Genomic DNA, 22,257 nt, shown 5'->3' with positions numbered 1-22,257 from the left:
CGGCGTCCGCCCGTTCGCTCGCATAAGGAACATGACAGGAGAACGTCCGCTGCCCCGTCTTCTTCCTGCCAACTGGTGCACGATGGAGGCCTGCCGGAGATTGCTCCGGTACGGCCACCCACCGAATACGAGCGCACCATGGACGAGCAACGCCCCGCCACGCCCCCGGCCCGGACGGACCCCTCCATCGACCTGCTCCACCAGCGCACCCGTCAGCCGCTGGAGGTCATCTTCTCCCCCCGCAGCGTCGCGGTGGTGGGGGCGAGCGAGCGGCCCGGCAGCGTGGGCCGCACCGTCCTCTGGAACCTCATCAGCAGCCCGTTCGGCGGCACCGTCTACCCGGTGAACCCGCAGCGCCCCAACGTGCTCGGCATCAAGGCGTGGCCTTCCCTGCGCGCGCTGCCGGAGGCCGTGGACCTGGCCGTCATCGTCACCCCCGCGAAGTCCGTGCCGGCCATCATCCGCGAGTGCGCGGAGGTCGGCGTCAAGGGCGCCATCATCATCTCCGCGGGCTTCAAGGAGACGGGCCCGGAGGGCGCGAAGCTGGAGCAGGAGGTGCTGCACATCGCGCAGGCCGCGAACCTGCGCATCATCGGCCCCAACTGCCTGGGCGTGATGCGCCCCACGAGCGGCTTCAACGCCACCTTCGCCAAGGGCATGGCCCGCCCCGGCAACGTGGCCTTCATCAGCCAGTCCGGCGCGCTGCTCACCTCCATCCTCGACTGGAGCCTGCGCGAGGCCGTGGGCTTCAGCGCCTTCGTCTCCGTGGGCTCCATGCTGGACGTGGGCTGGGGAGACCTCATCGACTTCCTCGCGGATGATCCGATGACGCGCTCCATCCTGCTGTACATGGAGTCCATCGGCGACGCGCGCGCCTTCCTGTCCGCCGCGCGCGAGGTGGCCCTCACCAAGCCCATCATCGTCATCAAGGCCGGCCGCACCGCGCAGGCCGCGCAGGCCGCCGCGTCCCACACCGGCACGCTGGCCGGCAGCGACGAGGTGCTCTCCGCCGCCTTCCGCCGCGCGGGAGTGCTGCGCGTGGACTCCATCGAGGACCTGTTCCACATGGCGGAGGTGCTGGCCCGCCAGCCCCGGCCCTCCGGCCGCAGGCTCACGCTGCTCACCAACGCGGGCGGCCCCGCGGTGCTCGCCACGGACGCGCTGGTGTCCGGCGGTGGCGAATTGGCCGTGCTGTCCGACGACACGCGGAAGCAGCTGGATGGCTTCCTGCCGCCGCCGTGGAGCCACGCCAACCCGGTGGACATCCTGGGAGACGCGGACGCGGAGCGCTACGCGAAGGCCCTGGAGACCACCGGCGCGGACCCCAACAGCGACGGCCTGCTCGTCATCCTCACCCCGCAGGACATGACGGAGCCCACCAAGACGGCGGACCGCCTCAAGGGCTACGCGAAGCTGCCCGGCAAGCCCGTGCTCGCCAGCTGGATGGGCGGTTCGGAAGTCGCCGCCGGCGAGCGCATCCTCAATGACGCGGGCATCCCGACCTTCGGCTACCCGGACACCGCGGCCCGCGTCTTCAACTACATGTGGCGCTACTCGGACAACATCGCCGGGCTCTATGAGACGCCCACGCTGGCGGAGGAGCCCACCGGCGGAGCCCGCGACGTGGCGCGCGCCCTGGTGGACGAGGCCCGCGCCTCCGGCCGCACCCTCCTGTCTGAATACGAATCCAAGCGCCTGCTGGCCGCCTACGGCATCCCCACCGTGGAGACGTGGCTCGCCACGTCGGAAGACGAGGCGGTGGAGAAGGCCCGCGCGCTGGGCTTCCCCGTGGTGCTCAAGCTGCACTCGCTCACGGTGACGCACAAGACGGACGTGGGCGGCGTGCGGTTGGACCTGCGCGACGAGCCGCACGTGCGGGAGGCCTACCGCGCCATCCGCGACGCGCTCGCGGAGCGGGGCCTCCAGGACGCGTTCCAGGGCGTCACCGTGCAGCCCATGGCGAAGCTGGACGGCTACGAGCTGATATTGGGCAGCAGCCTGGACGCGCAGTTCGGGCCGGTGCTGCTCTTCGGCGCGGGCGGCACACTGGTGGAGGTGATGCAGGACCGGGCCCTGGGCCTGCCGCCCCTCACCACCACGCTGGCGCGGCGGATGATGGAGCGCACGCGCATCCACCACGCGCTCAAGGGCGTGCGCGGCCGGGCCCCCGTGGACATGGGCGCGCTGGAGCGGCTGATGGTGCGCTTCAGCCAGCTGGTGGTGGAGCAGCCCCTCATCCGTGAGCTGGACATCAACCCGCTGCTCGTCTCCGGTGAGCGCATCATCGCGCTGGACGCGCGTGTGGTGCTGCACCCACCGGACGTCGCGGCCGCGTCCCTGCCGAAGCTCGCCATCGAACCGTATCCGCACCAGTACGCGAAGGTGCTCACGCTGAAGAACGGCGAGCAGCTCCTGGTGCGCCCCATCCGCCCGGAGGACGAGCCCGCCATGGGCCGCTTCCACCAGGCCCTCTCCGAGCAGACCGTGTTCATGCGCTACGCGGGCCTGATGAAGCTCAGCCAGCGCGTGGCCCACGAGCGCCTGGCGCGAATCTGCTTCAACGACTACGCGCGGGAGATGGCGCTCGTCGCCGAGCGGCCGTCGCCGGACGGGAAGGGCGGGGGAGAGATCCTCGCGGTGGGCCGGCTCACGCGCCTGCGCGGCACGAAGGACGCGGAGTTCGCCATCACCGTCAGCGACCCCGCGCAGCGGCTGGGCCTGGGCACGGAGCTGCTCCGGCGGCTGGTGGATATTGGAAGGGACTGGGGCCTGCGCCGCATCGTCGCGGACATCCTCACGCGCAACCGCGGCATGCAGGCCGTCAGCAAGAAGCTGGGGTTCACCCTCGTGGAACACGAGGAGTTGGCCCCGGACATGGTCAAGGCCGTGAAGGTGCTCAACGGCTGACCGTGCCCGGGGCTCCCCGGTGTTACGGGACTACACGTCGTCGCAGGGCGTGCCCAGCCGCGCGCCCGTGTAGACGCCCAGCTCGTTGTAGATGAAGGGCAGGTTCTCACCCACCGGCACCGCGCGCAGCTTCTGGCGCTTGCTCTTCACCACCCAGAACGACGGCTCCTCGCGGTCCACCACGAGGCGCAGGTCGCCGCCCTGCGTGGAGAAGATTTCTCCCTGCGAGTCGGTGACGACGTTGAGCATCTTCTGCTGCTTCACCTGGCCGCGCTGGCCCGTGAAGATGCGGAAGCTCTTGTTGTCCGCGCCGATGCCGCGCTCGACCAGGTAGTACACGCCCTTGTCGTCGCGCAGCAGCGCGTACGGCTGGAACTTCACCGGGCTGGGCTGGTAGGCGGCCTTGCGCAAGAGCTCCTTGGCCTGATCCGCCGGCACCGGCTGCTGCGGCAGGTTCTTCTCCCCGCAGCGCAGCGCGCACGTCTTGAAGTCGTCGCTCAGCTTCACGTCCGAGACGACCCGGTAGTCCGTGCCGCGGAAGTTGTCGTTGGCCTTGGGGTTGAAGAAGCGGGGCTCGAAGAAGGCGCCGTCCGTGGCGGAGGTGTAGCCCACGGGCACCACCTGCGTGAACGTCTTGCCGTCCCCGTAGAACAGGTCGCCCTCGTGCTCGGGCGTCTGGGGGATGAGGACCGTGTAGTGGCCCTTGCCGTCCGCGCAGACCTTCGCGGACTCCAGCACCATGCGGTCGCGCAGCTTCTGCTCCTGCTTCCAGGGCGGATCCAGCGCGAGCGCGGCTTGCGGGGCCAGGACGAGCCCCAGGGCGATGACCATGTGTCGAAGCGTCATTGTCAGTGGGCTTTCGTTCTAGAGGGTGTCGGTGAAGAAGGAGGTGGTCGCATCCGACTGGACCGTCTCCCTGGGAGCCACGGACCAGATGATCTTCTGGGCCTCCAGCTTCAGCGCGGCCTTGGCGTCCATGCGGCACTCCAACGCCTGGAGCTTCTGCTGCACGGTGCGCTTCGCCTCGTCGGAGCGCTCGCACAGCTTCTGGAGCGACTCCAGCGGGCCCGCGCAGTAGCTGCCGAAGGACATCTCGTTGAGCTGCTCGTTGGTGATGGAGTCCCAGGCCACGGTGGACGTCAGCTTCGAGCCGCACGCCTTGTTCGTCTCCGCCAGGGCCGCGGACAGCTGCGTCTCCGCCTGGCTCGTCCAGAACTTGCGGTCGAACGCGAGCAGGCCCTGGTACTTCTTGTCGCCTTCCAGGTCCTGGTAGCGCTCGAAGACCTTCTCCACCTTCAGCGAGCCCGTCTTGCCCGTGTCCGGCTTCAGGTGCGTGTAGCCCGTGTGGTTCACGCCGCTGAAGACCAGGTCCTCGTAGCCGCCCCGGTCATGCACGGTGACGAAGCGCTGCTTGTGGCCGCGCCACATCGTCCAGTACTCCACGGCGCGCCGCTGCTGGGTGTCCACCCCCGCGACCAGCACCTGGCCGTCCAGCTCGCTCTTCGTGCCTTCGAACGCGACCAGCGCCTTCTTCGCGTCACCGGGCTCCAGCGCGATGAGGGTGATCTTCTCGCCGGCCTCGTTGGAATACACCTTGCCGGTGGTGGGCTTCGTGCCCGCCACCTCGCTGTCGGGCCGCACGCCCCGGGAACACCCCAGGGACAGCGCCACGACCCCCACTGCCAGTAGCACTCTCACGACGACTCCTTGGATTGCGGGCGCGCCCCCGCTCTGGAGTTTCCGCGCGCCCGGACGACCCTACAGGTCGATATCGTACTGCGAACAGTATTGTCGGACCCTTGGACGTTCCGTTGCCGGTACGCGGGTCCATTGCGCGCGCGCGTTCGCCAGGTCGTGCTGCTGGCAGTACACGCGGGTGAGCAGCGAGAACGACAGGCCGGTGATCTTCGTGCGCTGACTGCGCCGGATGTGACGCAGCGCTTCCGCCGTGTTCGACGCGTCCAGCGCCTTCTGCGCCGCCGCCAGGTCCTCGCGCACGCTGTCCGGCATGGACTCGGGGGTGCCGCGAGGCTTCGGCTTTGTCGTCACCGTGGGCGAATCCGGCGTGGGCTGCGTGGAGTTCTCCGCCGTCGGCTGCGTCTGCTGGGGCTCCGGCTCCACGGGCTTCTTCACGTCCTCCGGCGGCGTCACGACCACGGCGGGCGGGGTGACGGGCGTGGAGGGCTGGGGCTGGGGCTGGGCCGGGGGATTCACCACGACGACGGCGGGCGGCGTCACGCCCGGGCGCTTCCAGAAGAAGGCGACCGCGAACGCGATGATGACCGCCATCCCCACGGCCACGGCCACCGGCCACTTCGGTCGGGCGGGGGCCAGCGGCTGCGCGGCCAGGGACGCCGTCTCCGGTCCGGAAGGAGGGGGGGACGTATCGCGGCCAGCGTGGGGACGCATGCCCACCGTGGGGATGTGCTCCTCGCGGTCCGGCGGACGCGGCACCGACGGCGGGGCCGTGGGATTGGCGGGGCGAGCGCGCTGCTCCGGCTTCACCTCCGAGAGCGACTGGAGCGGGCTGCCCGTCAGCTCCAGGATGAACGCGCCCACGTCCGGGTAGCGGTCATCCGGCTTCTTCGCCATCGCGCGGGAGATGGCCGTCACCACGTGCGGCGGCGTCTGGGGCGCCAGCGTCAGGAGCGGCGGGGGCTCCAGGTGGACGATCTGGTAGATGAGCTCCGCGACGTTGTCGCCGGAGTAGGGCGGCCGGCCCGCGAGCATCTCGTAGACGATGCAGCCGAACGCGAAGAGGTCCGTGCGCGCGTCCACGTTGCTGTTGTGGCCCATGGCCTGCTCAGGGGCCATGTACTGCGGCGTCCCCATCAGCACGGAGTCCAGCGTCTGCACCGTGCTCGAGTCCACGAGCTTGGAGATGCCGAAGTCGAGCAGCTTCACGCGCTCGCCCACGACGCCGCCCGCTTCCGTGGGCACGAGGAACACGTTGCCCGGCTTCAGGTCGCGGTGCACCACGCCCGCACGGTGCGCCACCTGGAGCGCCGCGCCCATCTGCCGCGAGATGGAGAAGACCTCCTCCAGCGGCAGTTGCTTCTGCTTGCGCAGCCGGCGCGACAGGCCCTCACCGCGCAGGTACTCCATCACCATGAAGGGCGTGCCGTCCTCCAGGGTATCGAAGTCCAGCACCTCCACGATGTTCGGGTGCCCCAGCCGGGAGGCGATCTCCGCCTCGCGCCGGAAGCGCACCGCCACTTCTTCCGACAGCTCCTCCGCGCCGTGCAGCACCTTGATGGCGACCTGCTTGCCCGGCAGGCGCAGGTGGCGCGCGAGGAACACCGCGCCCATGCCGCCCTTGCCCAGCACGGTGCCAATCTCATACGTGGAGCGCAGGACCCGGCCCGTCGTCAACGGCTCGCTCTGCGCGGAGGTCGGTTCGGTTGGCTTTTGCATCGGCGGTCCAAATTCCTACTAAACCGGTCCGACACGATTGGAAAGCACCTGGGTCGAATCCTCCCCCACGGGTCGTGTGCACAGGCTCGGGCTCTCAGGTTCTGAGAGCCCGAGCTGTATTTTTATCCAGAGACGGAAAGCGCTCCGGCTACGGCGTGGCGGATGGGAGCACCAGGTTCGACTGGATGTCCCCCGCGGCGTCGATGTGCTGCTGCACGCCCTGCCGCTCGGTGAGCGCCTCCTGCGCCAGGGCCGTGTTGGTGATCTGCGTCGTCAGCAGGCTGTCGGAGAGGAAGGCGGCTCGGGTGTGCGCGTCGAGCTGCGCGCTGATCAGCGCCAGGTCGAGCGCGGTGCCCGCGGCCGGTGCGTTCGGACCGGCGAGGACCTGCATCAACTCCTGGATGTCCGTCTGCAATTGGAGGCTCAGGGCGGAGTCCTCGGGCGTGATGCCCTGGTCCGCGAGCACCGCGTCCAGCCGTTGTTTCACGGCGGTGTGTTCCGTCACCATCTGGTTGTTGAAGTCGATCACGGCCTGCGTGGTGGCGAGCGGCGCGGCGTACTGGCCCAGCATCACCTCGCCCTCGTTGGCCACCTGCAGGACGCGGGCGATCTGCGCGTCGGTGAGCGTCAGCAGCACGCCCGCGTCGGTGCCCGCGTCCGGGACCTGCTGCTGTGGCACGTCCTGCGGCGTCGGATCCTTCGCCTCGCTTCCGCACCCGTAACCCAGCGCCAGCGCGCCCGCCAGCAGTGTCCCCATCCAGAATTTCGCTGTCCGCATGTCCAACCCCCATGAATGTCGCGGGGGCAGGATGGGGAGGCCCTCCGTCCATGGCCATGCGCGCTTCAGCCGTTGCCAGTGTGCCTGTGAGCACAGACCCGGCAGGCAGGGCGTCAGGCGCGTCCCGCCGGCCCAGGCCCACCCGGATGTTTCACGGGCGTGTATCAGCCCGCGTCATGACGGAGGAGGTTGGATCCCGAGGAGCGAGCGGGCATTTCTCAGACATTGGTAAACGCCTCACACCTCGCGAATCGTTGACAGTAAAACACCGGATGGTGTCTCGTGTTTCCAGATGAACGGTTCACGGCGCGTCACTGTTCTCTCCTTTCACCGAGGCTCCGCGAGCATCGTCCGCGCCCTGGTGCCCCACTTCGATCTGCCCCCGGCGGAGCTCGCCGCGCGGCTGTTCCGCGCCCCCGCGGTGCTGGCGGGAGGGCTGCCCGAGGAGCTCGCCAGGAGTCTGTCGGAGGTGCTGGGCAACGCCGGCCTGCGCGTGGTCGTGGAGCCGGATGACGCGCCCCTTCCTCCCCCCGCCGGGCAGACCTACGACGTGGCCCTGTACCTGCGTGACGGCGGGCGCTTCCGTGAGGTTTCCACGGAGCTGGCGGCCGTCCTGGGCTGTCCCCTGGCGGACGCCGCCGCGGCGCTCTGCGCCACGCCTCCCACGGTGCTCGGCTCCGTCTCCCAGGCCACGGTGGACGCGCTCCGGGAGCGCTTCGCCCCGCTGGGCGCGGAGGTGGACGCCAGCCATCCGCCCACGGCCCGCTATGACGTCTTCGCCACGGAAGCGGTCAGCCTCGCGGTGGTCCGCTCGGCGCTGGAGGCGCAGGGCGTGACTCCGGGTGAGCCTCCGCTGGTGGCCCGGGACCTCTCGCATGAGCAGGCGGAGCGCGTGTGGCGGGAGCTGGGAGCGCGGGGTGGGGTGCGGTTGTTGGACCACGCCTTCCAGCGCTTCGACGTCAGCCTCCTGGAGGCCCCCTCCGACGCCGGCTTCCCGGAGCTGCTGGTGCGTGAGACCGGCATGCCCCCGGCGCTGGTGCCGAAGGTGCTCAAGCGGCTGCCGGTGGTGCTGCACACGGGACTGTCGCGCGCGGACGTGGTGGCGCGCACCGCTCCCCTGGAGGCCGCAGGCGCGAAGCTGGCCGTGCAGCTCCTCAACTTCCGCAGCTTCCGCCTGACGGTGGAGGACTCGAAGGACCCCGCCGGGGCCGCGGAGCTGCTGGCCCCGGTGCTGGGGCTGCCCGCCAACGAGGCGCGCACCGCGCTCTCCCGGCTGCCGCATACCTTCCAGCCCGCGGTGGGGGACACGCGCGCACGCTGGCTCGTCGCGGAGCTGAAAGCGCGGGGCACGCGGGCCTCCCTGGTGGCCCAGTGAGCTCCCTCGCGCTCCACTTCCGCGTGGCGGAGCAGGGCAAGGTGTTCGCGCTGGCCAGCCGGCATGACGAGGCGCTGCGCCACTACCGGGAAGCGCTGCGGCTGGCCGCGCTCCAGGGCGGCTCCGACGTCTGCCAGCGTCACTATGCGTGGTGCGTGCTCGAGTCGCTGGAGCGCTCGGGGGCCCACGAGGCCGTCATCTCCTTCTGCCAGCGCGTGGAGGCCCACTACCAGCAGCAGCCTCCCACGAGCGACCTGGCCCTCCTGGACCTGGCCGCGCACCACGAGCGGCACGGCCTGGCGCTGGCGAAGCTGGGCCGGCTGGCGGAGGCGCGCACCCGGCTGGAGTCCGCGGTGGCGCTGGCCGGCGCCGGGCGGCTCCCGCTGTCGGAGCGGGTGCTGGGCTGGGCGCGGTCCGGGCTGCACGTGGACGCGCGCCGCATCACGCTGGAGCAGGACCGTCACGCCTACTGGGTCGTCCGTCCGGACACCGTTCGTCCCGAAGTCGCCGTCTCACTTCCTCCCGTTGCTTCACCCCTGGGGTAGACCATGCCGAAAGCAGGGAAGATCCTCGCGGATCTCAACATCTCCGATTTCATCCGGGACATGGGGCTCGCCATCGCCGAGGCCCAGACCAAGCTGGACACCAACAGCGTGGATCAGACGCTGCGCATGGGGCAGACCGTCCTGCCGGGCATGACGCAGAACCTGCTGTCGCTGGGGCTGCGGCCGGCCTTCTACCACTTCCAGTACGCCGACCTGGAGGTGAACCTCAACGTCTACTACTCGACCACCGTCGACGTGGACGTCAACTTCAACTACGACCGGGAGAACGAGTCGAGCGAGTACAGCCTCGAGACGTCCTCCGCCAGCGGCAGCGCCACCCTCACCGTGCAGGACGGCGAGGGCATTCCCCCGTACGCGTGTCTGGCGTTGGTGGCCAACGCGCCGGGCCACCTCACGGTGGGCACCACCAGCTACGCGCTGGACGGCGGCGTGGGGCCCAACAGCACCGGCCTGCCCGTCGCCCGCCAGGACACGCTGTGGGAGACGGCGCAGGAGCTGCTCGTGGCCCTGCGCAACAACTCCTCCTGGACCAACCAGGCCGCGGGAGACCTGGGCGGCGTCTTCATGGACTGGGAGATGCAGTCGGGCGTCACCGCCAGCACCACCCGCCCGGACCTCTACGCCATCAACCGCTCGGTCATCACCGTGCGCACCTCGCCGCAGGCGGCGCCCGGCGACAACCTGGTCATCGCGCGGCTGGGCAGCGTGACGCCCGCGCCCGCGCTGCTGCTGCCGGCCACCAACGGCACGCGCTACACCAGCACCGCGGCGACGGTGGGCGCGGCGCTGGCGGACATTGGCCAGCAGGTGGACCCGGCGGCCTTCGTCGTCGTCTCCGGCGCTGACTGCAACCGGGCCCTCTACTTCGACACCGACATCCACGACGTGCCCACCACCACCTACGGCACGGACCGCGAGCCCTCCGCCGTGCTCGACGCGGTGGCGGCGCTGCTGGCGGAGAATCCGTCCGCCTCGCTGGTGCTGGAGGGCTGGGCGGACCTGCGCACCCCGCCGGCCCCTGGCTACAACCAGCGCCTGTCGCAGAAGCGCGCGGACTACGTCCTGCGGGCGCTGACGTCGCGGGGCGTGGCGGCCAGCAGGCTCACGGCCCGGGGCATGGGCGCGACGGTCGACTTCAGCGGCTCCGACCTGGCGGCCAACCGGCGCGTCGTCTTCAAGTTCGCCGGCGTGCCTGCGGCGCTGGTGGCCCGCACCGTCGCGGCCACGGCCGCCTTCGACCCCACGGGCGCGGACCGGGAGGCCCGCATCGTGCCGCGCACGCGCGCCGCGGCGAACGCGCCCACCACGGCCGTCGTCACCTTCCGCGGCACGGACTTCACCCAGGGCACCGCCTCCCAGGGCACCACCTTCGCGGTGGGCGCCACCGCCGAGTCCACCGCCGCCAACCTGGCCCGCGCCATCCGCGACGCCAACGCCAACACCGCCTTCGGCGCCTTCGCGCGCGGGGACCGCGTCTACCTGTACGGCACCGGTGACCACGCCCTGTTCACCCTGTTCGCGCGCACGCCCACCGCGCCGGTCCTGTCCGCCGCGGGCTCCATCCGCGTGGCCCGCCGCTTCGGCGACGGCCGCCCGCCGGCCTCGCCCCAGCCGCGCGACACCGTCGTCATCGACAACGTGCAGCTGGTGGCCGTGGAGACCGGCGTCGCCCCGCAGCCCGGGCAGTTCACGCTGGGGGTGACGGCCGCGGACACGGCGCGCAACCTGGCCGCCGCCATCACGGCGGGCTCCAGCTCCGGCCTGCTGGCCGCGGGCCTCCAGGCCCAGTCCGCGGGCAACATCGTCACCGTCTCCGGCCCCTCCGGCACCATGCTGGGCACCAGCAACCCCGCCGCCTTCCTGCTGTCGGCCAACCGCATCGCCGGCAAGCCGTCCGCGGACCGCGAGGAGAGCTCCGAGCGCGAGCTGCGCGCCCTCAACGTGGATGCGCACCTGGCCGTGAAGTACGAGCTGAGCGTGTCCGGCAGCTCGACCATCAAGGCCCGCCTGGTGGCGGTGCCCGCGCCGCCCCAGTTCCTCCAGGCCATCGGCGACTACCTCCAGCGCTGGTACCCGTAAGGAGGCCCCATGCCAGGAAACAACACCACGCAGGGCCAGCGCGCGATGATGACGGTGCTGGACGCGCCGCTGCCGGAGCTCATCGAGCGGCTCGGGCGCGCGGTGGCGGACGCGCAGCACGCGCTGGACGTCAACTCGCTGGACATCGCGAAGCGCATGTCCGAGCGCACCGTGGACCTGGGCGACGGGCAGCTGTGGAGCCTGCTCGCGCTCGGCTTCACGCCCACGTTCTACGCCTTTGCCGAGGCCACGCTCGAGGCGAAGCTCACCTTCACCATCCGCGAGTCCACGGAGTTCTCCGTGGGCGGCGGCGTGACGGGCGGCATGGCCGGCGTCTTCTCCGTGACGGTCAACGCCGAGTACAGCCGCAAGTATGGCTTCGAGGTGCAGGGCGCCAGCTCCATCGCCGCGCGGCTGGTGTCGCTGCCCCCGCCCGCGCGCCTGCACCAGCTGCTCAACGAGATCGCCGCCCAGCCGCCCGTCCCCGCGGCCTCCACCAACACTCCCGCCTGAAGCGCGCAAGGACCCAGACACCATGCCCAACGTCGGTCAGGAACTGCTGAACGTCCCCATGGGGGACATGATTCGTGAGATGGCGACCGCCATCGCCGAGGCGCAGCTCGAGCTGGACAAGAGCGGGATGCTCGTCGCGGAGATGATGAGCGGCGAGGCGCTGCTGCGGGACGCCGACGGGAACATCCAACTGGACGGCTCCGGCAAGCCCATCCGGGTGGACACCAAGGTGTCCTTCGCGGGCACGCCCTCGTCCATGATGGAGCTGGGCTTCGCGCCCAACTTCTACCAGTTCGTGGACACCATCATCGAGGTGAAGATCGCCATCAAGATGACGGAGAGCACGGAGAGCAAGGTGGCGATGCAGTCCACCACGCGGACGGCCGGCGGGCTGCGCCTCTTCAAGCGCGGCGGCGCGCCCCAGGCCGTGGTGACGACCGTGGATGCCAGCTACACGCGCAAGTACGACTACAGCGTGGAGGGCTCCAGCCTGCTGCGCACCAAGCTGGTGCCGGTGCCTCCGCCGGCCCTCTTCGAGGAGCGGGTTCGCGCGCTCATCGCGTCCAGGGCCGGCACCACGCCCACCACGAAGTAGCCCGGGAGCGCGCGCACCATGCCCACCAACTCCATTGGTCAGGATCTGCTCAACGTCCCCTTCGGGGAGATGGTCCGCAACCTGGGCAACGCCATCGCGGATGCCCAGTACGCGCTGGACAGCTCATCGCTGAAGATCGCCCAGCTCATGGCGGGCTACCGCATCGACGACAGCGGCAACGCCGTGCGGGACGGGGCCGGCTTCGTGAAGCTGGGGACCACCGAGTACCCGCTGCTCCTGCTCGGCTTCACGCCCACGTTCTACCAGTTCGTGGAGACCATCATCGAAGTGAAGATGGAGATCTCCATGCACGAGTCCACGGACGACTCGACCCAGACGCGCGACCGCAAGGTGGACCGCGACAAGGGCATCCTCACCACGCTGGTGAAGGGCCACAAGAGCCACGTCACCACCGTCACGGCCAAGCACTCGCAGAAGTACAGCTATTCCGCCGAGGGCTCGAGCCTCATCCGCACCAAGCTGGTGCCCATCCCCCCGCCCGCGGCGCTCCAGCAGATCTGCGCGGAGATCGCCAAGAGCCTCAAGGGCACCGCGGAGGGCGAGGCCGTCAGCGGGAAGATCGACACCGCCGTGGGCAACGTCACCTGACGAAGGAGGGGCGCGGCGCATGTCACACGTCCGTTGGGAAGACCTGCTCGAGGAGGACGCCGCCGGGGCCCCCGACGACGCTGGTGCGTCCGCTCCTGTTCCGGGAGCGGACACGTCCGCGGCGGCGCCCGTGCCCTCGCTGGAGCAGGTGGCCGCCAGCGACCCGGAGCTGGCGGCGCTGCTGAAGGAGCGCCGGCAGCTCGAAGACACGATGAAGGCGCTGAGCGGCGTGCAGGAAGCGCCCGTGGACGAGCGGCTGGCGAAGCAGTTCCCCGTCGTCCAGCACACGCCGGAGTCGCGCATCGCGGAGCGCAAGCAGCACGAGCGGGACACCGCGCGGCGGCTGCTGGAGCAGAAGCTGTACGCCCGGCGCCGGACGGAGGCGGAGGAGGCCGAGCGGGTGGAGGCACTGCGCCGCGAGCGCCTGGAGACGGGGAAGGCGGCCCGGCGTCAGGCGCAGAAGCAGCAGACGCTGCGCCAGCAGTGGGCGCGCAAGGCGCGTGAGCGCGCGAAGCTGGCGACGCGGCTGGCGCAGCGCGTCCTGGAGTCTCCGGGCCGGGGGCGCATGACCCTGGGCGAGCTGGGGTCCGCGACCCGGCGGCTGTCGGACGCGGCGGAGGAGGCGCGTTCGGCGGCGCGCAAGCCCCTCGCGCTGGAGAAGGGCCAGGCGCTGCCCTCGCTCGGGCAGGTGGGCCGGGCCCTGGTGGGGCGCGGCGGGCTCACGGTAGGGAAGGTGGAGAAGGGGGTGGCGGTGGCGCGCGAGCTTCGGGGGATGGATCCCCGCTCGATGGACACCGAGGCCCTGATGATGCGCGGACTGGCGATGGCCGGCATGGACATGGAGTCCATGGAGCAGCGGATGGACATGGAGATGGAGCGCGCCGGCATGGGCATGGACGACATGGACGCACGCGACACGGCACGTGACGCGCGGCGGGAACGCGGGCGCCAGGGAGCGCGGGATGAGTGACACGACACAGCAGGCGCAGGAGTTGTTCGGCACGCTGGACGAGTACCTGCTCGAGCTGGCCGACGGCCTGGCGAAGGCCCAGCAGGAGCTGGGGGGCATCTCCGCGGCCGGCGCCCCCGGCCGCCAGTTCACCTACTACGTGCCGAAGCTGGAGTTCGAGCTGCGGATGGACCTGCGCGTGGAGACGTCCACCACCACCACCGGACCGGTGGCCACCGGGAAGATCCTGAAGATGCGGCCCGTGCGGCTGGCGGACGTGGCCTCTTCGCAGACGAAGACGGAGATCGTCAGCGTGATCCGCGGCAGCTTCGTCGCGGTGCCGGCCAACGAGGGCCTGCCTCCCGTGGTGCTGGACGCCCGGTGCGTCATCGGCGACGGGGGCGTGCCGGGCGTGGTGGTGCGCGTGCGCAACGCGGCGGGCGAGGCCCTGCCGGGCGTGGAGGTGGAGTTCAACCTGGACCGGCGGACGACGCAGTCGCTGTCCGGCGTGGCGCCGCTGGCGGGCACGGACGTGGTGCTCGCGGTGGTGAGGACGGACGCGGCCGGGGAGGCGCGGACGACGCTGCGCGTGGCGGCCGGCGAGCAGGCCCGCATCCTGGCGCTCACGGTGGATGCCGCGTCGCGGACGCTGGCGCTGTCCTGCGAGGTGCCTCGATGAAGGTCCGGGCCGTGTTCCACAAGGCCACGGGAGTCCCCGTGGCGGGAATGAAGGTGGCGTGGTGGGTCCCCGCGAAGGCGGGCACCTTCGAGCTGCGCGACACCGGGGTGACGAACCAGGAGGGCGTGCTGGAGATGGAGGTCACCAGCGCCACCTTCGGCTCCCACCTCCGGCTGGACTCCGCCGGGGTGGCCACCTTCCCGGTGAAGATGAGCAGCACCCTCATCGACTACGGGACGATGGTGGTCCTGGAGCCCGCGAGGGAGGGCATCCGCGCCGTGTCCTCCGCGGCGGTGGAGCCCACCAAGGAGCCCGCTCAGGAACAGGCCACGTCCCTGGTGCTGTCCGACAAGTTGAAGTCGGCGGGCCAGCAGATTGAAGCGGTGCGCGCGTCTCTGACGACGGTGCGGTTGAGCACCGTGCGCGTGCGGTGGACGGAGACGACGCCCGAGGGCGTGACGGAGGCGGAGGCCCAGTTCGTGGAGCAGTCTCCCGCCGCGCCCGAGCCGGGCGACGCGCCCGCCCGCGAGGTGCCAGGCTTCCTGGGGCTGACGGCCTCGGCGGCCCGGCGGCGCGCGGCGGAGGCGGGGCTGCGGGTGGACCTGATGCCGCTCTTCGTCAAGGAGCCCGGGCAGTGGGGGCGCGTGCTGCGGCAGATTCCGGAGCCCGGCAAGCCGCTCGCTTCGGGCCCCGTGCAGTTGATCATTGGCCAGGCGATGGAGGGCTGAACCATGGCGGATTCGAATGACGTCCCCCAACTGGAGGCGCTGAGCGCGCCGCTGGGCGCGTTGATCTCGTCGGTGGGCCGCGGCGTGGCGGAGGCGCAGCGGGAGCTGGACGCGGCGACCATCGAACGGATCCGCGAGCTCTACGCCTCGGACGAGGACCTGGCGGTGGAGCTGCAGCGCATCGGCTACCGGCCGACCTGGTACCACATCCCCGAGGCCGAGGCGGAGATCGCCGTGGCGCTGTCCATCACCGCGGAGGAGCGGACGGATGGACGGACGCGGCTGAAGATGTACGGCGCGCCCATGGACGCCAGCTACACCAACCGCTTCGCCTACAACCTGACGGCGCAGTCGCGGCTGAAGTTCCGGGTGGTGCCGGTGCCGCCTTCGCCCCAGGCGGAGGCGCTGGTGGTGGTGCCAGCGGTGGTGGGCAAGACGGTGGCCGACGCGCGGCTGCTGCTGTCCGCCATCGGCGTGCCCCACCGGTTCCCTGACGGCGCGAAGGACGCAGCCTTGGTCACCGCGGCTTCGGCCGAGCCGGGGACGCTGCTGCCGCGCGGCACCGAGCTGGTGCTCACCGTGCAAGCCACCGGGGGCGGGAAGCTCCCCCCCACCCGCTCGCCCGTCCTGGAGTCCACGACGCCCGGGACGCTGAAGTGAGCCGGGGGGCCACGCCACGGTGGAGGCCCCTGGCGCGATGAGCGACGCCATCGACCTGGAGGCCCTGCTGGTGGACCTGCGTGAGTCGCTCGCGCGGGTCCAGGCGCGGCTCGGCGCCGGCCCCATCGTGCTCGGGCCGGTGGAGCTGGAGCTGCACGGCGGGGTCACCGCGGACGGGACGGGAATGCACTTCACCCCTGGAGGCCCCGGCGAGGTGCGGGCCCTCTTCGTCCAGCAGGGCCCCGAGGTGACACCGCCCCCCGCGCCGGAGCTGCTGGGCCTGACGCGGAGCGCCGCCGTGCGCAGGGCCCGCCTGGCCGGAGCCTCGCTGGAGGTGACGGACGTGCCCTGCCTGTCGCAGGAGCAGGCGGGGCGGGTGTGCTGGCAGCGCCCTGCGGCCGGCGGACCCCTGACGGAGGGTCACATCGCGGTGGGACTGTACGTTTCCCGCTGAGCCGCGCGATTTTTCACGGTGGCCCCAGCGCCAACCCCTAGAGTCAGGGCCGATGAGTGCCTCCGCCGACACCCGCGCCCCGCTCGCCGCCCTGCTGCCGAAGCCCGGCGAGCCCCCTCTCGATGCCGACGAGATCCTCAACCGCTTCGTGGGCTACGTGGCCACGAACGGCCTGAGCCTGTACTCCGCCCAGGAGGAGGCCATCCTGGAGCTCTTGAGCGACAAGCACCTGTTCCTCAAGACGCCCACGGGCTCCGGCAAGTCGCTGGTGGCCATGGCGCTCCACTTCAAGGCCATGGCCGAGGGCAAGGTGTCGTTCTACACGTGCCCCATCAAGGCGCTGGTGAACGAGAAGTTCTTCGCGCTCTCCAAGGCCTTCGGCCCGGAGAACGTGGGCATGCTGACGGGCGACGCGTCCATCAACCGCGAGGCGCCCATCCTCTGCTGCACGGCGGAGATTCTTTCGAACCTCGCGCTGCGTGACGCCTCCGCGCGCGTGGACGCGGTGGTGATGGACGAGTTCCACTACTACTCCGACAAGGAGCGCGGGGTGGCCTGGCAGATTCCGCTGCTGGCGCTGCCCAAGACGCAGTTCCTGCTGATGTCCGCCACGCTGGGCGACACGCACGTCATCGAGCAGAGCCTGGAGAAGCTCACCGGCCGCGAGGTGGCCACGGTGCGCAGCTCCGAGCGCCCCGTGCCGCTGGACTTCGACTTCCGCGAGGTGCCGCTGCACGAGACCATCCAGGACCTCATCGCGCGCGGGAAGTACCCCGTGTACCTGGTGAACTTCACGCAGCGGGCCGCGGCCGAGCAGGCGCAGAATTTGATGTCCGTGGACTTCAACACGAAGGAGGAGAAGGAGGAGATCCGCCAGGCGCTGCTGGACGCCCCCTTCGACACGCCCTACGGCAAGGACTTCCAGCGCTTCCTGCGCCACGGCATCGGCATGCACCACGCGGGCCTGCTGCCCAAGTACCGCCTGCTGGTGGAGAAGCTGGCGCAGCAGGGCCTGCTCAAGGTCATCAGCGGCACGGACACGCTGGGCGTGGGCGTGAACATCCCCATCCGCACGGTGCTCTTCACGCAGTTGTTCAAGTTCAACGGCGAGAAGCTGACGACGTTGAGCGTGCGCGACTTCAAGCAGATCTCCGGCCGCGCGGGCCGCAAGGGCTTCGACACCGAGGGCAGCGTGGTGGCGCAGGCCCCGGAGTACATGATTGAGAACATCCGCCAGGCGGCGAAGGAGGCCGCGGGCAAGAAGAAGTCGCCCAAGGCGAAGCCGCCGCAGAAGGGCTTCGTGCAGTACGACAAGAGCACCTTCGAGCGGCTCCAGAACGGGATGCCGGAGCCGCTGGAGTCGCGCTTCGACGTGAGCCACGGCCTGTTGCTCAACCTGCTCCAGAGCGACAAGACGGAGGGCAGCGGCGGCTACAAGCGGCTGGTGCAGTTGGTGATGCGCTCGCACAGCTCCGACTACACGAAGAGGAAGCTGCTGAAGGACGCGGCGATGTACTTCCGCACGCTGCGCGACGCGGGCATCGTGAAGGTGGTGCAGTGGGAGAAGCACTCGGCGACGGTGGAGGTGTCGGAGGACCTTCAGCGCGACTTCAGCCTCAACCACACGCTGTCCCTGTACCTGCATGAGACGCTGGAGCTGTTGGACCCCACGCTGGACACGTACGCGCTGGACGTCGTCACGCTGGTGGAGTCCATCCTGGAGAACCCGGACGTGGTGCTGTACGCGCAGCTGCACCAGTTGAAGGGGGAGAAGATCCAGGAGATGAAGGCGCGGGGCGTGGAGTACGACGACCGCATGGAGGAGCTGGAGAAGCTGGAGTGGCCCAAGCCGAACCGTGAGTTCGTCTACGGCACCTTCAACGCCTTCGCGAAGAAGCACCCGTGGGTGGGCGAGGAGAACATCCGGCCCAAGTCCATTGTCCGGGACATGTTCGAGCGCTTCATGTCCTTCCACGACTACGTGCGCGAGTACGGCCTGCAGCGCAGCGAGGGCGTGCTGCTGCGCTACGTGGGTGACGTCTACAAGTCGCTGGTGCAGACGGTGCCGGAGAAGTTCCGCAACGAGGACCTGGACGACATCCTCGACCACCTTCGCGCGACGCTGCGTCAGGTGGACTCCAGCCTCCTGGACGAGTGGGAGCGGATGCGCAATCCGGAGGCCCCCGTCGAAGTGAAGCCGGTGGTGGACCTCAAGCCCAAGGAGCTCACGGAGGACCCCAAGGCCTTCGCCGCGCGCGTGCGCGAGGAGCTGCACCGGTTGCTGCGTGCGCTGGGCCAGCGCCGCTACCTGGACGCGCTGGGCATGCTGGACAACGCGCTGGGCGAGTGGACCGCGCCGAAGCTGGAGCAGGCCATGGCGCCGTACTTCGAGGAGCACAAGCTGGTGGTGCTCACGCCCCAGGCGCGCAAGCCGGCGAACACGCAGCTCAAGGAAGCAGGCACGCGTCAGTGGGAGGCCCAGCAGCGCATCATGGACCCGGAGGGCCATGGGGACTGGGTCATCGACTGTGAGATTGACCTGCGTGGCCGGCGCATGGACGACGGCCCCATCCTGATGCTGCGCCGGATTGGCGGCATGGCCGCCTGGTCGTAGTCGCGGTCAGGCCGGGGGCGGCTTCGTGCTCCCGGCCGCCTCGCGCACGGTGCGAGCGGCGGTCTCCACCTCCGCGAGGATGCGGCGCGCGTGGTGGAGCAGGGCCTCGCCGGTGGGCAGGAGGCGCATGCCCCGGGGGACGCGCTCGAAGAGGGGCGTGCCCAGCTCATCCTCCAGGGCGAGGATGTGACGGCTGAGCGGCGGCTGGGTGATGTGCAGCCGGAGCGCGGCCCGGCCCACGTGGCCCTCTTCCGCCACCGCGACGAAGGACTGGAGGTGCGTGATGCTCACGCGCGGGAGGTTAGCGTGAGTCGTGCGCGCCGTGCACGCAGGCCGCGTCATGCCAGAACAGCATTGGACGCTCCGGACGGGCGGGTGCCACCTTGCCCGGCATGGGAATTCCCCTCTTCAAGGGCAGTGAAGTGGAACGGCTGCGGCTCGCGGGCCGCGCGGCGGCGGGCACGTTGGCGCACGTGGCCACCCGGCTCCAGCCGGGCGTGACGACGGCGGACATCGACGCGTGGGTTCGCGAGGACACGGCGCGGCGGGGTGGGACGCCCAGCCAGCTGGGCTACAAGGGCTTCCCGGCCACGGTGTGCACCAGCCGCAACCACGTGGTGTGCCATGGCATCCCGCGCACGGATGAAGTGCTGAAGTCCGGCGACATCGTCAACGTGGACGTGACGACGCACCTGGACGGCTTCCACGGCGACACGTCCGCCACGTTCATGATTGGCGAGGTCTCCGCGGACGCGAAGCACGTCGTGGACGTGGCGCGGCGCTGCCGGGACGTGGGCGTGTCGGTGGTGCGGCACGGCGCGCGGCTGGGGGACATTGGCGCGGCGGTGATGGCGCTGGCGAAGGCGGAGGGGTGCAGCGTGGTGGAGGAGTTCGGGGGCCACGGCATCGGCAGGCAGATGCACGGGGAGCCGCACGTGCCTCACGTGGCCAAGGCGGGCACGGGCATCACGCTGAAGTCGGGGATGGTCATCACCATCGAGCCCATGATCAACCTGGGGCGCCCGGACATCCGGATGATGGCGGACGGGTGGACCGTCGTGACCGCGGACGGCAGCCTGTCCGCCCAGTTCGAACACACCGTGCTCGTCACCCGCGACGGCTGTGAAGTCCTCACGCCCAACGAGCTGTCCCTGCTCATCCCCGTGAGCCATCCAGAAAGCTGATGCCTTATCGCTTCTGACATCTGGTGTCCGGAGGCCGCCGGGCGCATCTCCTGGCGCATGGAAACGCCTCCGTCGCTTCCCGTTGTCCGTCCCCGGGCATGGACGGCCGGACATGTCCTGGTGCCGCTGTGCGCGGCGCTCTGCCTGATTCCTGCCGTCTCCACCGGCGTGGCCCTGCTCGCGGGGCTGTGCGTGGCCCTGACCGTGGGCAATCCGTTCGCCGCGACGACGCGGGCCCTGACGCCCCGGCTGTTGTCCCTGGCGGTGGTGGGGCTGGGCGCGGGCATGGACCTGCGCACGGTGCTCGCGGCGGGGCGTGAGGGACTGGGCTACACGGTGGTGGGCATCGCGCTGTGCCTGACGCTGGGCGTGGGGCTCGCCCGGCTGCTCGGTGTTCCCCGCGTGACGGGGCTGCTGATCAGTGTGGGCACGGCCATCTGCGGCGGGAGCGCCATCGCGGCGGTGGTGCCGGTGCTGCGGCCCCAGGAGCATGAGACGTCCGTGGCCCTGGGCACGGTGTTCCTGCTCAACGCGGTGGCCCTGTTCGTCTTCCCCGTCGTGGGCCACGCGGTGGGCCTGACGCCGCACCAGTTCGGACTGTGGTGCGCGATGGCCATCCACGACACCAGCTCCGTGGTGGGCGCGGCGCTGCGCTACGGCCCCGAGGCCCTGGCGGTGGCCACGCCCGTGAAGCTGGCGCGGGCCCTGTGGATCCTCCCGCTGACGGTGGGCCTGGCCGCATGGCGGCGTCGCGAAGGCCACGCGGTGACGGGCCGGGTGCGCCGGCCGTGGTTCATCGCCGGGTTCCTGGGCGCGGCGGCGGTCGTGACGCTGTTTCCGTCGCTCGAACCGGTGGGGCAGGGCGTGGCGGCCGTCGCCCGGCAACTGCTCGTCGTGACGCTCTTCCTGCTGGGGGCGGGGCTGACGCGCGAGACGCTGCGGGCCGTGGGCCTCCGTCCGCTCGCGCAGGCGGTGGCGCTGTGGCTGCTCATGGCGGGCCTGTGCCTGGGCGCGCTGCTCTTGGGGTTGGCGGCATGAGCCGCGGGCTCAGGGCAGCACCGGAGGCGTGGCGGTCATGGTGCGGCGACTGGGGCGGCGTGAGCCGCGGGCTCAGGGCAGCAGCACCGGGGGCGTGGCGCGGGCATGGCGCAGGAAGCGGCCCGCGGCTCCGGATGGATCATCCACGGGCAGGGCCCAGGAGAACGCTCGCGGGATGCGCAGCCCCGGCACGGGCAACACCTGGAAGCGGCCCAGGGACAGCTCGCCGTCGATGCTCCAGCGGGACAACAGCGCCACGCCCAGGCCCAGGGACACCGCCCGTTTGATCGCCTCGGTGCTGCCCAACTGGAGGTCTCCGCGTCGGGGCCCCTTGCGCACGCCCGCCTTGCGCAGGGCCCGGTCCAGCACGGCGCGCGTGCCGGAGCCCTGCTCCCGCCAGAGCAGCGGCACCTCGCGCAGCGCCTCCATGGTGCGGATCCGCGACCACTCCGCCGGCCCCTGTGCCGAGACCACCGGCACCAGCTCGTCATCCAGGTAGCGCTCCAGCCGGATGCCGGGCGCCCGCGCGTGGCCCTCCACCAGCCCGAGCGGCACCCGGCCCTCCGACAGCCACGTCAGCACCTCGCGTGTATTGCCCACTTCCAGACGGACCTGGAGCTCACGGTGCGTGCGCAGGAAGGACGCCAGCAGGCCCGGCACGATGGCATTGGCCACGGTGGTGCTCGCCGCCAGCGCCAGCTCTCCGGTGAGTGTCTCCTCGGCCGCGATGGCGAGCGCCGCCTCATCCAGCAGGCCATGGATGCGCTGGGCATAGTCGAAGAGTACGCGCCCCGCCGCGTTCAGCCGCACCCCTCGTGCCGTGCGCACGAGGAGCGGTTGGCCACAGTCCGCCTCCAGTTGCCGGACCTGCGCGGTGACGGCGGGCTGTGACAGGTGGAGCAGGCGGGAGGCGGCGGAGATCTGCCCGGTCGAGGCGACGACGCGGAAGGTTTCGAGCCGGCGGGGGTCGACGAACAAGGCCGTCATCCTAGGGGCTGTCCCTGATCTCCGGCCCGAAAATCAACCTGGCGGATCTAACCTCAGGGTTGGACCCAGCTTCAGAGGGCATCTGGAGGTTGCCGGCCAGCGTCAGGCGTGATCAACACTGGCTGTGC

At 70.7% G+C, this 22,257-nt stretch carries 21 protein-coding genes; 15 read left to right on the top strand and 6 right to left on the bottom strand.

What is annotated here, in order from left to right; translation table 11 throughout:
• Window positions 1–138: 138 nt before the first annotated feature.
• Window positions 139–2,907 carry a bifunctional acetate--CoA ligase family protein/GNAT family N-acetyltransferase gene (locus D7X30_RS25310; protein WP_120565702.1) on the top strand — a complete coding sequence of 923 codons (2,769 nt, stop codon included), beginning with the start codon at window positions 139–141 and terminating at the stop codon, window positions 2,905–2,907.
• A 30-nt stretch (window positions 2,908–2,937) separates the two neighbouring features.
• Here the strand turns inward: D7X30_RS25310 and D7X30_RS25305 are convergent, their stop codons facing one another.
• From D7X30_RS25305 to D7X30_RS25290, 4 genes are all read right to left on the bottom strand, one after another.
• Complete coding sequence (locus D7X30_RS25305) at window positions 2,938–3,753, bottom strand: hypothetical protein (protein WP_233591777.1); 816 nt, start codon at window positions 3,751–3,753, stop codon at window positions 2,938–2,940.
• A gap of 18 nt (window positions 3,754–3,771) precedes the next feature.
• Window positions 3,772–4,605 carry a hypothetical protein gene (locus tag D7X30_RS25300; RefSeq protein WP_147443295.1) on the bottom strand — a complete coding sequence of 278 codons (834 nt, stop codon included), beginning with the start codon at window positions 4,603–4,605 and terminating at the stop codon, window positions 3,772–3,774.
• A 60-nt stretch (window positions 4,606–4,665) separates the two neighbouring features.
• Window positions 4,666–6,321 carry a serine/threonine-protein kinase gene (locus tag D7X30_RS25295; protein ID WP_120565532.1) on the bottom strand — a complete coding sequence of 552 codons (1,656 nt, stop codon included), beginning with the start codon at window positions 6,319–6,321 and terminating at the stop codon, window positions 4,666–4,668.
• Window positions 6,322–6,469: 148 nt separating this feature from the next.
• A complete protein-coding gene (locus D7X30_RS25290) occupies window positions 6,470–7,099 on the bottom strand; it encodes a DUF4142 domain-containing protein (RefSeq protein ID WP_120565531.1) in 630 nt (209 codons plus the stop codon).
• Window positions 7,100–7,391: 292 nt separating this feature from the next.
• Between D7X30_RS25290 and D7X30_RS25285 the strand changes: the two genes are divergently transcribed.
• The 12 genes from D7X30_RS25285 to D7X30_RS25230 are packed head-to-tail and all read left to right on the top strand — an operon-like array spanning window position 7,392 to window position 18,920.
• On the top strand, window positions 7,392–8,474 hold the full coding sequence (locus tag D7X30_RS25285; RefSeq protein WP_120565530.1) for a hypothetical protein: 1,083 nt from the start codon (window positions 7,392–7,394) through the stop codon (window positions 8,472–8,474).
• Window positions 8,471–9,019 carry a peptidylprolyl isomerase gene (locus tag D7X30_RS25280; protein WP_120565529.1) on the top strand — a complete coding sequence of 183 codons (549 nt, stop codon included), beginning with the start codon at window positions 8,471–8,473 and terminating at the stop codon, window positions 9,017–9,019. The genes D7X30_RS25285 and D7X30_RS25280 overlap by 4 nt, the downstream gene beginning before the upstream one ends.
• Window positions 9,020–9,022: 3 nt before the next feature.
• Window positions 9,023–11,119, top strand: a complete 2,097-nt coding sequence (locus D7X30_RS43655) for an OmpA family protein (RefSeq protein ID WP_120565528.1) — start codon at window positions 9,023–9,025, stop codon at window positions 11,117–11,119.
• 9 nt (window positions 11,120–11,128) lie between these two features.
• Window positions 11,129–11,632 carry a hypothetical protein gene (locus D7X30_RS25270; RefSeq protein WP_199724547.1) on the top strand — a complete coding sequence of 168 codons (504 nt, stop codon included), beginning with the start codon at window positions 11,129–11,131 and terminating at the stop codon, window positions 11,630–11,632.
• Between the two features lie 22 nt (window positions 11,633–11,654).
• On the top strand, window positions 11,655–12,227 hold the full coding sequence (locus D7X30_RS25265; protein ID WP_120565527.1) for a hypothetical protein: 573 nt from the start codon (window positions 11,655–11,657) through the stop codon (window positions 12,225–12,227).
• Between the two features lie 18 nt (window positions 12,228–12,245).
• A complete protein-coding gene (locus D7X30_RS25260) occupies window positions 12,246–12,836 on the top strand; it encodes a hypothetical protein (protein WP_199724546.1) in 591 nt (196 codons plus the stop codon).
• A gap of 19 nt (window positions 12,837–12,855) precedes the next feature.
• Window positions 12,856–13,806: a hypothetical protein gene (locus tag D7X30_RS25255; protein WP_120565526.1), complete on the top strand. Its 951-nt coding sequence runs from the start codon at window positions 12,856–12,858 to the stop codon at window positions 13,804–13,806.
• Window positions 13,799–14,464: a hypothetical protein gene (locus D7X30_RS25250; RefSeq protein WP_147443294.1), complete on the top strand. Its 666-nt coding sequence runs from the start codon at window positions 13,799–13,801 to the stop codon at window positions 14,462–14,464. The genes D7X30_RS25255 and D7X30_RS25250 overlap by 8 nt, the downstream gene beginning before the upstream one ends.
• A complete protein-coding gene (locus tag D7X30_RS25245; protein WP_120565524.1) occupies window positions 14,461–15,192 on the top strand; it encodes a PASTA domain-containing protein in 732 nt (243 codons plus the stop codon). Before D7X30_RS25250 ends, D7X30_RS25245 begins: the two co-directional genes overlap by 4 nt.
• 3 nt (window positions 15,193–15,195) lie before the next feature.
• Complete coding sequence (locus D7X30_RS25240) at window positions 15,196–15,852, top strand: PASTA domain-containing protein (protein WP_120565523.1); 657 nt, start codon at window positions 15,196–15,198, stop codon at window positions 15,850–15,852.
• A 37-nt stretch (window positions 15,853–15,889) separates the two neighbouring features.
• Window positions 15,890–16,306 carry a PASTA domain-containing protein gene (locus D7X30_RS25235; RefSeq protein WP_120565522.1) on the top strand — a complete coding sequence of 139 codons (417 nt, stop codon included), beginning with the start codon at window positions 15,890–15,892 and terminating at the stop codon, window positions 16,304–16,306.
• A gap of 52 nt (window positions 16,307–16,358) precedes the next feature.
• Window positions 16,359–18,920 (top strand): RNA helicase, encoded by a 2,562-nt coding sequence (locus tag D7X30_RS25230; RefSeq protein ID WP_120565521.1) that lies wholly within the window; start codon window positions 16,359–16,361, stop codon window positions 18,918–18,920.
• Window positions 18,921–18,926: 6 nt separating this feature from the next.
• Here the strand turns inward: D7X30_RS25230 and D7X30_RS25225 are convergent, their stop codons facing one another.
• Window positions 18,927–19,211, bottom strand: coding sequence for a LysR family transcriptional regulator (locus D7X30_RS25225; protein WP_120565520.1), 285 nt, complete (start codon window positions 19,209–19,211; stop codon window positions 18,927–18,929).
• Between the two features lie 101 nt (window positions 19,212–19,312).
• Here D7X30_RS25225 and map point away from each other — a divergent pair, with 101 nt between their 5' ends.
• Together map and D7X30_RS25215 are read left to right on the top strand one after the other, a co-directional pair.
• A complete protein-coding gene (map, locus tag D7X30_RS25220) occupies window positions 19,313–20,104 on the top strand; it encodes a type I methionyl aminopeptidase (RefSeq protein ID WP_120565519.1) in 792 nt (263 codons plus the stop codon).
• Window positions 20,105–20,224: 120 nt separating this feature from the next.
• Complete coding sequence (locus D7X30_RS25215) at window positions 20,225–21,142, top strand: YeiH family protein (protein ID WP_120565518.1); 918 nt, start codon at window positions 20,225–20,227, stop codon at window positions 21,140–21,142.
• Window positions 21,143–21,214: 72 nt separating this feature from the next.
• On the opposite strand, the gene D7X30_RS25210 is transcribed toward D7X30_RS25215, so the two are convergent.
• A complete protein-coding gene (locus D7X30_RS25210) occupies window positions 21,215–22,129 on the bottom strand; it encodes a LysR family transcriptional regulator (RefSeq protein ID WP_120565517.1) in 915 nt (304 codons plus the stop codon).
• Between the last annotated feature and the right edge of the window lie 128 nt (window positions 22,130–22,257).

Source organism: Corallococcus sp. AB011P (genome assembly GCF_003611605.1).
Classification (GTDB): domain Bacteria; phylum Myxococcota; class Myxococcia; order Myxococcales; family Myxococcaceae; genus Corallococcus; species Corallococcus coralloides.
This window is presented reverse-complemented; position numbering and strand designations above follow the sequence as displayed.